The organism is Streptomyces antimicrobicus (assembly GCF_020532625.1).
In the GTDB taxonomy this organism is placed as follows: domain Bacteria; phylum Actinomycetota; class Actinomycetes; order Streptomycetales; family Streptomycetaceae; genus Streptomyces; species Streptomyces antimicrobicus.
In genome coordinates, this window is the sequence record NZ_JAJAUY010000049.1 from 1 (window position 1) to 13828 (window position 13828).

The 13828-nt window shown below is 71.3% G+C and carries 12 protein-coding genes and 1 riboswitch; of the genes, 11 read left to right on the top strand and 1 reads right to left on the bottom strand.

The annotated features are described in order from the left end of the window. Positions 1 to 94 precede the first annotated feature (94 nt). From clsA to LG632_RS14755, 10 genes are all read left to right on the top strand, one after another. Positions 95 to 685, top strand: a complete 591-nt coding sequence (gene clsA / locus LG632_RS14710; protein WP_226727503.1) for a cardiolipin synthase ClsA — start codon at positions 95 to 97, stop codon at positions 683 to 685. Positions 686 to 784: 99 nt separating this feature from the next. Further along, on the top strand, positions 785 to 3280 hold the full coding sequence (locus LG632_RS14715) for a mannose-1-phosphate guanyltransferase (protein ID WP_226727504.1): 2496 nt from the start codon (positions 785 to 787) through the stop codon (positions 3278 to 3280). Between the two features lie 96 nt (positions 3281 to 3376). Beyond that, a complete protein-coding gene (locus LG632_RS14720) occupies positions 3377 to 4288 on the top strand; it encodes a DUF881 domain-containing protein (protein ID WP_226727505.1) in 912 nt (303 codons plus the stop codon). Then, positions 4285 to 4617, top strand: coding sequence for a small basic family protein (locus tag LG632_RS14725; RefSeq protein ID WP_125651314.1), 333 nt, complete (start codon positions 4285 to 4287; stop codon positions 4615 to 4617). The genes LG632_RS14720 and LG632_RS14725 overlap by 4 nt, the downstream gene beginning before the upstream one ends. 5 nt (positions 4618 to 4622) lie before the next feature. Then, positions 4623 to 5438, top strand: coding sequence for a DUF881 domain-containing protein (locus tag LG632_RS14730; protein WP_226727506.1), 816 nt, complete (start codon positions 4623 to 4625; stop codon positions 5436 to 5438). A gap of 82 nt (positions 5439 to 5520) precedes the next feature. Further along, the gene (locus LG632_RS14735; RefSeq protein ID WP_226727536.1) at positions 5521 to 6447 is read left to right on the top strand and encodes an FHA domain-containing protein; all 927 of its coding nucleotides are present in this window, start codon (positions 5521 to 5523) and stop codon (positions 6445 to 6447) included. Between the two features lie 51 nt (positions 6448 to 6498). After that, positions 6499 to 7230, top strand: a complete 732-nt coding sequence (ftsR, locus tag LG632_RS14740; RefSeq protein WP_226727507.1) for a transcriptional regulator FtsR — start codon at positions 6499 to 6501, stop codon at positions 7228 to 7230. Between the two features lie 52 nt (positions 7231 to 7282). Further along, complete coding sequence (locus LG632_RS14745; RefSeq protein ID WP_219665796.1) at positions 7283 to 7756, top strand: bifunctional nuclease family protein; 474 nt, start codon at positions 7283 to 7285, stop codon at positions 7754 to 7756. Positions 7757 to 7958: 202 nt separating this feature from the next. Then, positions 7959 to 8600, top strand: coding sequence for a MerR family transcriptional regulator (locus LG632_RS14750; protein WP_226727508.1), 642 nt, complete (start codon positions 7959 to 7961; stop codon positions 8598 to 8600). Between the two features lie 69 nt (positions 8601 to 8669). Then, positions 8670 to 10094 carry a DNA polymerase IV gene (locus tag LG632_RS14755; RefSeq protein WP_226727509.1) on the top strand — a complete coding sequence of 475 codons (1425 nt, stop codon included), beginning with the start codon at positions 8670 to 8672 and terminating at the stop codon, positions 10092 to 10094. 15 nt (positions 10095 to 10109) lie between these two features. Here the strand turns inward: LG632_RS14755 and LG632_RS14760 are convergent, their stop codons facing one another. Next, entirely contained in the window at positions 10110 to 10472 is a 363-nt protein-coding gene (locus tag LG632_RS14760; RefSeq protein WP_226727510.1) for a PRC-barrel domain-containing protein, read from the bottom strand. A 124-nt stretch (positions 10473 to 10596) separates the two neighbouring features. After that, positions 10597 to 10695: riboswitch (glycine riboswitch) on the top strand. A gap of 198 nt (positions 10696 to 10893) precedes the next feature. On the opposite strand from LG632_RS14760, the gene gcvP reads away from it, so the two are divergent. Further along, positions 10894 to 13779 (top strand): aminomethyl-transferring glycine dehydrogenase, encoded by a 2886-nt coding sequence (gene gcvP / locus LG632_RS14765; RefSeq protein ID WP_226727511.1) that lies wholly within the window; start codon positions 10894 to 10896, stop codon positions 13777 to 13779. Positions 13780 to 13828 lie beyond the last annotated feature (49 nt).

The window sequence follows — 13828 nt, forward strand, 5'->3', positions numbered from 1 at the left end:
ATCTGTGGTGCGGGGCTTTCCTGCGTTCTGGGTCCGGAGAAACTCCTGTAGGGTCGAGAAGCATCGTTCGCACGTTCCAAGTGGAGGCCCCCGGGTGGAGGTCCAGGAGACTCGGGTTCAGACGGACCGAATTTTCACGATCCCGAACATTCTGAGCATGGCGCGCCTGGCCGGCGTCCCCCTGTTCCTCTGGCTCATTCTGGCGAAGCACGACGGCTGGGCGCTGCTGGTGCTCATGTTGAGCGGGGTCAGCGACTACCTCGACGGGAAGCTCGCTCGGAAGTGGAACCAGATCAGCAGTCTGGGACGGTTGCTGGACCCGGCCGCGGACCGGCTGTACATCCTGTCCACGCTGTTCGGGCTCACCTGGCGGGAGATTCTGCCGCTGTGGCTCACCGTGGCCCTGCTGGCACGCGAAGTGATGCTCGGCGTGATGGTGCTGATCCTGCGCCGGCACGGCTATCCGCCGCCGCAGGTCAACTTTCTGGGCAAAGCTGCAACCTTCAACCTGATGTACGCGTTCCCCTTGCTGCTCTTGAGTGATGGCAGTGGTTGGTTGGCGTGGCTGGCGTCAGTTTTCGGATGGGCGTTCGCCGGATGGGGTACAACCCTCTATTGGTGGGCAGGAATCCTTTACGTGGTTCAAGTCCGCCGGCTCGTCAAGGCGGACGCCGCTGCCGATTGAGCTCGCTCGGTGCAGTGACGCACGGAGGAGATGCGGAACCGGAGTCCGGGACGAGTGAGGTCGGCGTGTACGTCGTCTCTCAAGGAGGACTCTTCCGACATGAAGGCCGTCGTGATGGCCGGTGGCGAAGGCACACGCCTTCGCCCCATGACCTCGAGCATGCCCAAGCCGCTCCTGCCGGTGGCCAACCGGCCGATCATGGAGCACGTGCTCAGGCTGCTCAAGCGGCATGGGCTGACCGAAACCGTGGTCACCGTGCAGTTCCTGGCGTCTCTCGTCAAGAACTACTTCGGTGACGGCGAAGAGCTCGGGATGGAGCTCACCTATGCCAATGAGGAGAAGCCACTCGGCACAGCCGGCAGCGTGAAGAACGCCGAGGAGGCGTTGAAGGACGACGCCTTCCTGGTGATCTCCGGCGACGCGCTCACGGACTTCGACCTCACCGATCTCATCAACTTCCACAAGGAAAAGGGCGCACTGGTCACGGTCTGCCTGACCCGGGTGCCGAACCCCCTGGAATTCGGCATCACCATCGTGGACGAGGAAGGGAAGGTCGAGCGCTTCCTGGAGAAGCCGACCTGGGGGCAGGTCTTCTCGGACACCGTGAACACGGGCATCTACGTGATGGAGCCCGAGGTGTTCAATTACGTGGACCCGGACGTTCCGGTGGACTGGTCCGGTGACGTCTTCCCGCAGCTGATGAAGGAAGGCCGGCCCATCTACGGCTACGTCGCCGAGGGCTACTGGGAGGACGTCGGCACGCACGAGAGCTACGTGAAGGCCCAGGCCGACGTGCTCGAGGGCAAGGTCCAGGTCGACATGGACGGCTTCGAGATCTCTCCGGGGGTCTGGGTCGCCGAAGGGGCCGAGGTCCACCCGGACGCCGTGCTCCGCGGACCGCTGTACGTCGGGGACTACGCCAAGGTCGAGGCCGGTGTGGAGATCCGCGAGCACACGGTCGTCGGGTCGAACGTGGTCGTCAAGAGCGGAGCCTTCCTGCACAAGGCGGTCGTCCACGACAACGTGTACATCGGGCCGCACAGCAACCTCCGCGGCTGCGTGATCGGCAAGAACACCGACATCATGCGGTCGGCCCGGATCGAGGACGGGGCCGTCATCGGTGACGAGTGCCTGGTGGGCGAGGAGTCGATCGTCCAGGGCAACGTGCGCGTCTACCCCTTCAAGACGATCGAGGCCGGTGCCTTCGTCAACACCTCCGTGATCTGGGAGTCCCGCGGCCAGGCGCACCTCTTCGGTGCCCGGGGCGTCTCCGGCATCCTGAACGTGGAGATCACCCCGGAGCTGGCGGTCCGGCTGGCGGGCGCGTACGCGACCACGCTGAAGAAGGGCTCGACCGTCACCACGGCCCGAGACCACTCCCGTGGCGCCCGCGCACTGAAGCGGGCCGTGATCTCCGCGCTCCAGGCCAGCGCCATAGACGTGCGGGACCTGGAGAACGTGCCGTTGCCCGTGGCGCGGCAGCAGACCGCGCGCGGCAGCGCCGGCGGGATCATGATCAGGACCTCGCCCGGCGTGCCGGACTCGGTGGACATCATGTTCCTGGACGAGCGGGGCGCCGACCTCTCCCAGGCGCAGCAGCGCAAGCTGGACCGGGTGTACGCGCGTCAGGAGTACCGGCGGGCGTTCCCGGGCGAGATCGGTGACCTGCAGTTCCCGTCCAGCGTGTTCGACTCGTACACGGGGTCGCTGCTGCGGCGGGTGGACACCACCGGGATCGCCGAGGCCGGGCTGAAGGTGGTCGTGGACGCCTCCAACGGCAGTGCCGGCCTGGTGCTGCCGAGCCTGCTCGGCCGGCTCGGGGTGGACTCGCTGACGATCAACCCCGGTCTCGACGAGACGCGGCCGACCGAGACGTCGGAGTCGCGCCGGTCCGGGCTGGTGCGCCTCGGGGAGATCGTGGCGTCGGCGCGGGCGGCGTTCGGGGTCCGTTTCGACCCGGTCGGTGAGCGGATCTCGCTGGTGGACGAGCGCGGTCGGATCATCGAGGACGACCGGGCGCTGCTGGTGCTGCTGGACCTGGTGGCGGCGGAGAAGCGCAGCGGCCGGGTGGCGCTGCCGGTCACCACGACCCGGATCGCCGAGCAGGTGGCGGCGTACCACGGCACGCAGGTGGAGTGGACGACGACCTCGCCGGACGATCTGACGCGGGTGGGCCGGGCCGAGGGCACGATCTTCGGCGGCGACGGCCGGGGCGGTTACATCGTTCCCGAGTTCAGCAGCGTCTTCGACGGTTCGGCGGCGTTCGTGCAGCTCATCGGGCTGGTGGCGCGTACGCAGCTCACGCTGAGCCAGATCGACGCGCGGATACCACGGGCGCACGTCCTCAAGCGGGACGTCCCGACGCCGTGGGCCGTGAAGGGTCTGGTGATGCGCCGGGTGGTGGAGGCGGCCGGTCAGCGGCAGGTGGACACCACCGACGGTGTGCGCGTGGTCGAGGCCGACGGCCGGTGGGCGCTGGTGCTGCCCGACCCGGCGGAGGCGGTGACGCACCTGTGGGCCGAGGGCCCGGACGACGCGTCGGCGCAGGCGCTGCTGGACGAGTGGGCGTCGGTGGTGGACGGCGCCGGCCGCTGAGTCGCGGCGGGTGACGTCCGCAGGGGCGGGTCCGGTCCGGGCCCGCCCCGTCCGCGCCTCGGGCGCATTCGGTGTCGGCCGCCGCGACGTGCGACGATGAGCGGCATGTCGCAGCCGTCCCCCCACCGGAGTCCGGCCCCCGGACCGGGCCGCCCGGACGCGTCCATGTCGCTGCTGACCCACGTCATGGACCACAGCCTCGACGAGGGCTACGCGGAGGCCGCTGCCCGCCGCGAGGCGGAGGGCACGGCCGGGCTGCCGCGGACCCTGCGGGCCAAACTCGGGCTGGCCGCCGGTCTGGTGGTCGCCGCCATGGTGGTCACGCTCGGTGCGGCGCAGGCCCGGGTGGCGGCGCCGGTGCTGGCGAAGGAACGGCAGGAGCTGATCGACCGGGTGGAGCGGGCCGACGGGCGCGCGAGCACCTTGGAGAACGACATCGAGCGGCTGCGCGACGACGTCGCCGGACGCCAGCGCGCCGCGCTCAAGCAGTCCGGCGGGGACGGCCAGGGGCGGCTGGTGGCCCTGCTGTCCGGGGCGACGGAGGTGCGCGGGCCGGGGGTCAAGCTGGTCGTCGACGATGCCAAGGGCGCGTCGGCGGGTGGCGGCGGGCCGCGGGAGAACACCGGCTTCTCCGACACCGGCCGGCTGCGGGACCGCGACATGCAGCGGATCGTCAACGGGCTCTGGCAGGCCGGCGCGGAGGCGGTCTCGATCAACGGCCAGCGTCTGACGGCGTTGTCGGCGATCCGGGCGGCCGGTGACGCGATACTGGTCGACAACAAGCCGCTGGTGCCGCCGTACGAGGTGCTGGCGGTCGGGGACAAGAAGCGGCTGGGGACCGGTTTCCAGGACAGTGCGGACGGTCAGTACCTGCACGTGCTCCAGGAGAACTACGGCATCCGCGCCACCTTGACGCCCGAGAACGAGGTGCGGCTGCCGGCCGCGTCGAGCCTGGCCGTACGGACGGCCACGGCAGGAGCAGCAGAGCCGAAGAAGGGTGCGTCGTGATCGCGGTACTGGGCCTGGTGGCCGGAGTGGTGGCCGGACTTCTGGTCCGGCCCGAGGTGCCGGCCGTGGTCGAGCCATATCTGCCGATCGCCGTGGTCGCGGCGCTCGACGCGGTGTTCGGCGGCCTGCGCGCGATGCTGGACGGCATCTTCGTGGACAAGGTCTTCGTGGTGTCGTTCCTGTCCAACGTGGTGGTGGCGGCGCTGATCGTCTTCCTCGGTGACAAGCTGGGTGTGGGTGCGCAGCTGTCCACGGGTGTGGTGGTCGTCCTGGGCATCCGCATCTTCTCGAACGCCGCGGCCATCCGCCGGCACGTCTTCCGGGCGTGAGGCCGATGGACGCGAACGACAACGCCCCCGAGCAGCCGGTGCCCGGCCCGCCGCAGCCCGCCGGGCCGCAGCCGGCCGCGCCGCAGCCGGGCGGGTCCGAGCAGACGGGCCGGCAGCGGCTGAAGGCCGGTCTGTGGCCGCCGCGGCTGAGCCGGGCCCAACTGGTGGTGGCGCTGCTGCTGTTCGTGCTGGGCCTGGGCCTGGCGATCCAGGTGCGTTCCACCAGTGAGTCGAGCGCGCTGCGCGGGGCGCGCCAGGAGGACCTGGTGCGGATCCTGGACGAGCTGGACGGGCGGACCAAGCGCCTGGAGGACGAGAAGCAGAAGCTGGAGGACCAGCGCAAGGAACTGGAGAACAGTTCCGACCAGGCCGAGGAGGCGCGCAAGCAGACCGTGGAGAAGGAGCGTCAACTGGGCATCCTGGCGGGTACGGTGGCAGCGCAGGGACCGGGGATCACCCTGAAGGTCACCGATCCCAAGGGTCAGGTGGAGTCGGACATGTTGCTGGACACCATCCAGGAGCTGCGGGCGGCCGGGGCCGAGGCGATCCAGATCAACGGTGTGCGGGTCGTGGCGGGCTCGTACTTCTCGGACGAGAACGGCGGGGTGGCGATCGACGGTAGGAAGATCTCACAACCGTACGAGTTCCGGGTGATCGGCAAGCCGCAGGATCTGGAGCCGGCGCTCAACATCCCGGGCGGCGTGATCCAGACGCTGGAGAAGGAGCAGGCCACGGCCACCGTCACGCGCTCGGCGAAGATCGTCGTAGACGCCTTGCGGCCGGCGAAGCAGCCTGACTACGCTCGGTCGTCATCGCCATGAGATGGAGTGACGTGTGGGACGGCTCACGCGGGCGGAGGCCTGCGGGGGGTCGGCGCACCGAACGAGTGGTGCGTGGTGGAAACTGTCTGGTGGTTACGGACGTTGTGAGAATGTCCGGGTCGGCAGGTGTGTGCATTCGGACTTCGTCCTGCCCCACGGGCGGGTCTGTTTCGGTCAAGGGGAATCGCCCGTGAAGTTGTTTGAGAAGTTGTTCGGCAAGAAGAACCGCGACGAAAGCGGTGCCCGGCACCGTGCCGCCGGCGGGGAGGAAGCGCAGGGCGACCGGCCGCTGTTCCGCGACGAGGTGCCCGGTGCCGGCGAGGGGCCGGGCGCGTCGCCGGCCGACCCGTCGGCCGCCGGCCGCATAGGCTACGGCGCCCCGGCAGCCGCAGGTACGGGCGGCGGTTTCGCCCCCGATCCCTACGCCACCCATGTCTCCGCGGGCCAGCCGCGGCACGAGGAGCCGTCGATGTCGGCCGAGCAGGTGTGCAGCAGGTGCGGGCACCGCAGCGATGCGGCGAGCCGTTTCTGCTCGAACTGCGGGGCTCCGCTGCGGGCGGGCCTGACGCCCGAGCGCGCCTCGGAGACCACGTCCACCATCTCGATCTCGGGTCTGGAGGCCTACGAGGCCGAGGCGGGCGGGGCGCACGTGTCGTCCTCGCTGTCGCCGGAGGCCCAGGCCGCGGTGGAGGCGCTGCCCCCGGGTTCCGCGCTGCTCATCGTGCGCCGCGGTCCGAACTCGGGCAGCCGCTTCCTGCTGGACGGTGAGCTGACCACGGCGGGCCGGCATCCGCAGAGCGACATCTTCCTCGACGACGTCACCGTCTCGCGGCGGCACGTCGAGTTCCGCCGGAACCCGGACGGCGGGTTCACGGTGGCCGACGTCGGCAGCCTCAACGGCACCTACGTCAACCGTGAGCCGATCGACTCGGTCGCCCTGCACAACGGCGACGAGGTGCAGATCGGCAAGTACCGGCTGGTCTTCTACGCGAGCCAGCGGGGCATCTGATCCCTTCCCCCCGGGCCGGGTCCGGTCCGGGGGTTCTCCCAGGGAAGGTCCATGCTGCGTACACCGACGGGCGGTGCCGGAAACGGTGCCGCCGGCTCGGCCGGGCGGTCGGTGAGCATCGGTACGGTGCTCAACCAGCTGCGTGACGAGTTTCCCGACATCACCATCTCCAAGATCCGCTTCCTGGAGGCCGAGGGGCTCGTGGAGCCCGCCCGTACGCCCTCCGGGTACCGCAAGTTCAGCCCCGCCGACGTGGAGCGCCTGGCGCAGGTGCTGCGGTTGCAGCGGGACCACTACCTGCCGCTCAAGGTCATCAAGGAGCAGCTCGACGGGCGGGCGCCGGGCGATCCCGTGCGCATCCCGTCGCCGTCCCCGCACGGGGACGCCCCCGCCGAGGGCGCGGAGCGGCCCGCCGCGGCCCGGGTGGGGCGTGCGGAGCTGCTGGCCGCGGCCGAGGTGGACGAGGCGCAGCTGGCCGAGTGGGAGTCGTACGGGCTGCTCACGGAGGCTCCGGAGGGCGGCTTCGAGGCGGAGGCGGTGACCGTGGCGCGGCTGGTGGCGGAGCTGGGCCGGTTCGGGCTGGAGCCGCGGCACCTGCGGGGGATGAAGGCGGCCGCGGACCGGGAGGCCGGGCTGGTCGAGCAGCTCGTGGCACCGCTGCGCCTGCACCGCAATCCGCAGACCAGGGCCCACGCGGAGGCGACGCTGAGGGAGCTCGCGGGACTTTCTTCGAGGCTCCACGAGGCGCTGTTCCAGGCGGCTCTGGGGGTGCGGCCGCACTGAGCGGCGCCGCCCCGACTACCCAAACCTGCCGACCAGGTCCTAGGGTTGCTGTGTGAACGAGCTCGACGTTGTGGGTGTCCGGGTGGAAATGCCCTCCAACCAGCCGATCGTGCTCCTGCGCGAAGTGGGAGGCGACCGTTACCTCCCCATCTGGATCGGACCGGGGGAGGCGACCGCCATCGCCTTCGCGCAGCAGGGCATGGCCCCGGCGCGACCGCTGACGCACGACCTGTTCAAGGACGTGCTGGAAGCCATCGGGGAGGAACTCTCCGAGGTACGGATCACGGACTTGCGCGAGGGCGTCTTCTACGCGGAGCTCGTCTTCGCCAGCGGGGTCGAGGTGAGCGCGCGGCCGTCCGACGCCATAGCGCTGGCCCTGCGTACGGGGACGCCGATCTACGGGAGCGACGGCGTGCTGGACGACGCCGGGATCGCCATCCCGGACGAGCAGGAGGACGAGGTGGAGAAGTTCCGCGAGTTCCTCGACCAGATCTCGCCGGAGGACTTCGGGACCAGCAACCAGTAGGCCCGGGGCCGGTCTCCGGCCCGTCCCGTTCTGCCCGATTTCGAGGCCTTGTCGGCCCATTCGAGTAGGCATTCCCCGCATTGGGATACGTGAAACCACTCTCAGGGTGATTATCACCCGGCGTGCCGAGTGTGGCGATCGTTGACGCACCCCTGGTGACTGCCTACCGTCGAGATGGCAGGTCAAGGACGGAGGGTCGGGCGTGAGGATCACGGGCGACGGTACGACCGGGGGCATCCCCGCACGGAGCGAGGGCGGCCCGTACCCGCTGCACGGCGGTGCGGTGGGCGCCGCGCGCCGACAGCCGGAGACGGCGCCGACGGCCGGCCAGGTGGGGCCCCGTCCGGCGACCGAGCAGATCGGCTACCGCGGGCCGACGGCCTGTGCCGCCGCGGGGATCACCTACCGCCAGCTGGACTACTGGGCGCGGACCGGCCTGGTGGAGCCGAGTGTGCGGCCGGCGTACGGCTCGGGCACGCAGCGGCTGTACAGCTTCCGGGACGTGGTCGTCCTCAAGATCGTCAAGCGCTTCCTCGACACCGGGGTGGCCCTGCAGAACATCCGTACCGCCGTCCAGCACCTGCGCGGCCGTGATCTGGCGGACCTGGAGCGCATGACGCTGATGAGCGACGGCGCCACGGTCTACGAGTGCACCTCCGCCGACCAGGTCGTGGACCTGCTCCAGGGCGGGCAGGGCATCTTCGGCATCGCGGTGGGCGTGGTGCGGCGGGACGTGGAGCACGCCCTGTCCCAGCTGCACGGCGAGCGGGTGGACACCGGCGAGACGCTGGTGGGCCACAACCCCGCGGACGAGCTCGCGGCGCGGCGCAACCGGGCGGTCTGACGGCGGCTCCCGGGCCGCCCTCGAACGCCCTTGCGGTCTTTGTCGGTGGGATGCGGCAGCATCGGTCCTGTGAGAGCCGCGCCGACCATCCTCCATCTGGACATGGACGCCTTCTACGCCTCCGTGGAGCAGGCGGCCAAGCCCAGCCTGCGCGGGAAGGCCGTCATCGTCGGCGGCCTCGGGCCGCGCGGGGTGGTGGCCACCGCCTCCTACGAGGCCCGGCGCTTCGGCGTGCACTCGGCCATGCCGATGGCCCAGGCCCGCCGGCTCTGCCCGAACGGCGCGTACCTCGTCCCGCGCTTCGCCCTCTACCGCGCGGTCAGCGACGGCGTGATGGCGCTGCTGCGGGAGCTGTCCCCGCTGGTGGAGCCGCTCAGCCTGGACGAGGCCTTCGTGGACCTGGAGGCCGGCGGCGCCGCCTTCGACTCCGCCTCGGCCCGGGCCACCGGCCGGCGGCTGCGCGCCGACATCCGGGCCGCCACGGGCCTGAGCGCCTCGGTGGGGCTCGCCGGCTCGAAGATGCTCGCCAAGGTGGCCTCCGAGGAGGCCAAGCCCGACGGCCTGCTGCTCATCGAGCCGGGCACCGAGCGCGAACTGCTCGCCCCCATGACCGTGCGGACCCTGCCGGGCGTCGGCCCGGCCACCGGCGAGCACCTGCGCCGGGCGGGGATCACCACCGTCGGCGAGCTGGCGGAGGCCGGCGAGGACGAGCTCGTGCGGATGCTGGGGCGCTCGCACGGGGTCGCCCTGTACCGGATGGCGCTGGGCCTGGACGACCGGGCGGTGGTCGCGGAGCGGGACGCCAAGAGCGTCTCGGTGGAGGACACCTTCGACGTCGACCTGCACGACCGGGTCCGGATCCGGTACGAGGTGCAGCGGCTGGCCGACCGGTGCGTGCAGCGGCTGCGCGCCTCGGGGCACTCGGGACGCACGATCGTGCTGAAGGTGCGCCGCTACGACTTCTCGACGCTGACCCGCTCGGAGACCCTGCGCGGGCCCACCGACGACCAGGCGGTGGTCCGGGAGGCCGCGGCCCGGCTGCTGGAGGCCGTCGACACCACGGGCGGGGTCCGGCTGCTCGGGGTCGGCGTCTCGGGGCTGGCCGACTACACCCAGGAGGACCTGTTCGCGCAGGTCCGCTCGCAGGAGGCCGCAGCCGCGCAGGACGCGCCGGCAGGCGAGGGACCGCAGGAGGTGCCAGGGGCCCCGGAGGGGGCCGCAGGGCCCGGTGAGGGGCCCGGCGGCGAGGCCCCGGGCCAGGAGCCCGTGCCCCTGGCCGAACGCCGCTGGGCGGCCGGCAGCGACGTACGGCACACCGTCTACGGGCCGGGCTGGGTGCAGGGCAGCGGGGTCGGGCGGGTCACCGTACGGTTCGAGACGCCCGGGTCGCTGCCGGGGCGGGTGCGGACCTTCCGGGTGGACGACCCCGAGCTCACGCCGTCCGACCCGCTGCCGCTGACCGGTCCGCCCCCGACCGGCGGGCGCGAGCCGTGAGGGCGGCCGGCCGCGTCAGTCCTCGCCCGCCAGCCGGCCGAAGTCGCGCTGGACGTCGCTGGGCAGGGCCACGTCCAGGCCGTAGTGGTGGTAGAGCTGGAGTTCCTGCTCGGGGGAGAGGTGGCGGCCCACACCGAAGTCCGGGGCGCCCTTGATGAGCGAGCGTTCGAAGGGCACCCGGAGGGCGTCGCCGACCAGCTCGCTGGGTTCCAGCGGGACGAAGGCGTCCCGGCCGAACAGTCCGGTGCGTACGGCGGCCCACTCGGGCACGCCGGTGGCGTCGTCGAGGTAGACCTCGTCGATGGTGCCGATCTTGGCGCCGTTGCGGTCGAACGCCTTGCGGCCGATCAGGCTGCGGGGATCGATGTCGGTGCGCACGGTCCCTCCATGTGGTCGCCGGGTGGTCGCCACTCCTCACGTATGACTACAAAAGTGCATAACCGGGGAGGGGGCCACTCGAGGGAGCCCCCAGAACCTCGCTGGTAGTCTGGTGAACGGCTGCTGACCCTGTGCGGGAGAGTCCTCCGACCAAGCTCGACGGAGGCGCCGAAGGAGCAAATCCTCCCCGGAATCTCTCAGGCAGACGTACCGCACGGACGAGGCCACTCTGGAAAGCAGGGGTGGGTCCCGGCGGGCAGTACCGGTTCCCCTCCCTCACCGACGGTGAAAGCCGGCCGGAGCGGGCGATCCCCGCGCGGGCCGGTGAAGCTCTCAGGTTGAGATGACAGAGGGGGAGGCCGTCCGGGTGCCCGCGCCGCGGCACCCCTCGCAGGTCGTACAGACCAGGAGGCCTCCGCCCATGACCGCCAACCGCATTCCGCTCTCCCAGCTGGAGCGTGGCATCCCCTTCGAGCAGCGCCACATCGGGCCCGACGGGGAGGCCCAGGCCAAGATGCTCGCGCACATCGGCTACGGCTCGCTGGACGAGCTGACCGCCGCCGCGGTGCCGGATGTGATCAAGAGCGCCGAGGCCCTGGACCTGCCCGGCGCCCGTACCGAGGCCGAGGTGCTGGCCGAGCTGCGCCAGCTCGCCGACCGCAACCAGGTGCTGACCTCGATGATCGGCCTCGGCTACTACGGGACCTTCACCCCGCCGGTCATCCTGCGCAACGTCATGGAGAACCCCGCCTGGTACACGGCGTACACCCCGTACCAGCCGGAGATCTCCCAGGGCCGGCTGGAGGCGCTGCTCAACTTCCAGACCGTCGTCGCCGACCTGACCGGCCTGCCGACCTCCGGCGCCTCCCTGCTGGACGAGGGCACCGCGGCGGCCGAGGCCATGACGCTGGCCCGGCGCGTGGGCAAGGTCAAGGGCGGCGTCTTCGTCGTCGACGCCGACGTGCTGCCGCAGACCATCGCCGTGATCGAGACCCGTGCCGAACCGCTCGGCATCGAGGTCGTCGTCACCGACCTGAGCGAGGGCATCCCGGCCGAGGTCGCCGAGCGCGGCGTCTTCGGCGTCGTGCTGCAGTACCCGGGCGCCTCCGGTGCCGTCCGTGACATCAAGGCCGTCATCGACCAGGCCCACGAGCTCGGCGCGATCGTCACCGTCGCCGCCGACCTGCTGGCGCTGACCCTGCTCACCTCGCCCGGCGCGCTCGGCGCGGACATCGCCGTCGGCACCACGCAGCGCTTCGGTGTCCCGATGGGCTTCGGCGGTCCGCACGCCGGCTACATGGCCGTCCAGGACAAGCACGCCCGCTCGCTGCCCGGCCGCCTCGTCGGCGTCTCCGTCGACGCCGACGGCAACAAGGCCTACCGCCTGGCGCTGCAGACCCGTGAGCAGCACATCCGCCGGGAGAAGGCCACCAGCAACATCTGTACCGCGCAGGTGCTGCTCGCCGTCATGGCCGGCATGTACGCCGTCTACCACGGCCCGGAGGGCCTGCGGACGATCGCCCGCCGGACCCACCGCTACGCGGCGATCCTGGCCGCGGGTCTGACCGCCGGCGGGGTCGAGCTGGTCCACGGCAGCTACTTCGACACCCTCACCGCTCGGGTGCCCGGCAAGGCCGCCGAGGTCGTGGCCGCCGCCCGTGACCGCGGCGTCAACCTGTACCTGGCCGGCGAGGACCTGGTGTCGGTCTCCTGCGACGAGACCACCACCCGCGCCGACCTGGAGGCCGTCTGGGCCGCCTTCGGCGTCAGCGCCGACGTCGAGGCCCTCGACGAGGTCACCCCCGACGCGCTGCCGGCCGGTCTGCTGCGCTCCGACGCGTACCTGACCCACCCGGTCTTCCACCAGCACCGCTCCGAGACCGCGATGCTGCGCTACCTGCGCAAGCTCGCCGACAAGGACTACGCGCTGGACCGCGGCATGATCCCGCTGGGTTCGTGCACCATGAAGCTCAACGCGACCACCGAGATGGAGCCGGTGACCTGGCCCGAGTTCGGCCAGCTGCACCCCTTCGCCCCGGTCGACCAGGCCGAGGGCTACCTCACGCTCATCCGTGAGCTGGAGGAACGTCTCTGCGAGGTCACCGGATACGACAAGGTCTCGATCCAGCCCAACGCCGGCTCCCAGGGTGAGCTCGCCGGCCTGCTGGCCGTGCGCGCCTACCACCGCGCCAACGGCGACGAGCAGCGCACCGTCTGCCTCATCCCGTCCTCCGCGCACGGCACCAACGCCGCCAGCGCCGTGATGGCCGGCATGAAGGTGGTCGTCGTCAAGACCGCCGACGACGGCGAGGTGGACGCCGCCGACCTGCGCGCCAAGATCGAGCAGTACCGCGACGAGCTCGCCGTGCTGATGATCACCTACCCGTCCACGCACGGTGTGTTCGAGGAGCACGTCGCCGAGATCTGCGGCCTGGTCCACGAGGCGGGCGGCCAGGTCTACGTCGACGGCGCCAACCTCAACGCCCTGGTCGGCCTCGCCAAGCCGGGCCACTTCGGCGGTGACGTCTCGCACCTGAACCTGCACAAGACCTTCTGCATCCCGCACGGCGGTGGCGGCCCGGGCGTCGGCCCGGTCGGTGTCCGCGCGCACCTGGCGCCGTACCTGCCCAACCACCCGCTGCAGCCGACCGCCGGCCCCGAGACGGGCGTCGGCCCGATCTCGGCCGCCCCCTGGGGCTCGGCCGGCATCCTGCCGATCTCGTGGTCGTACGTGCGCCTCATGGGCGGCGAGGGCCTCAAGCGCGCCACCCAGGTCGCGGTGCTCGGCGCGAACTACATCGCCAAGCGTCTGGAGCCGCACTACCCGGTGCTGTACACCGGCCCGGGCAACCTGGTCGCGCACGAGTGCATCATCGACCTGCGCCCGCTGTCGAAGGCGACCGGCGTCTCCGTCGACGACATCGCCAAGCGCCTGATCGACTACGGCTTCCACGCGCCGACCATGTCGTTCCCGGTGGCCGGCACGCTGATGATCGAGCCGACGGAGTCCGAGGACCTCGTCGAGATCGACCGGTTCTGCGACGCCATGATCGCCATCCGCGCCGAGATCGAGAAGGTCGCCTCCGGCGAGTGGCCGGCCGGTGACAACCCGCTGGCCAACGCCCCGCACACCGCGGCGGCGCTCGGCGGCGAGTGGAACCACCCGTACACCCGCGACGAGGCGGTCTTCCCGGGCGGGGTCAGCGCGGACGAGAAGTACTGGCCGCCGGTGCGCCGGATCGACGGCGCCTTCGGCGACCGCAACCTGGTCTGCTCCTGCCCGCCGCTGGACGAGTACGACGCCTGAGCCTGACGCGCCACGCCGCAGGGGCCGGTCCGGGAGGGAACTCCCGGAC

Coding starts and splice junctions, on each gene's coding strand:
- LG632_RS14715 (WP_226727504.1), top strand. CDS start 785: ATGAAGGCCGTCGTGATGGCCGGTGGCGAAGGCACACGCCTTCGCCCC.
- LG632_RS14720 (WP_226727505.1), top strand. CDS start 3,377: ATGAGCGGCATGTCGCAGCCGTCCCCCCACCGGAGTCCGGCCCCCGGA.
- LG632_RS14730 (WP_226727506.1), top strand. CDS start 4,623: ATGGACGCGAACGACAACGCCCCCGAGCAGCCGGTGCCCGGCCCGCCG.
- ftsR (WP_226727507.1), top strand. CDS start 6,499: ATGCTGCGTACACCGACGGGCGGTGCCGGAAACGGTGCCGCCGGCTCG.
- gcvP (WP_226727511.1), top strand. CDS start 10,894: ATGACCGCCAACCGCATTCCGCTCTCCCAGCTGGAGCGTGGCATCCCC.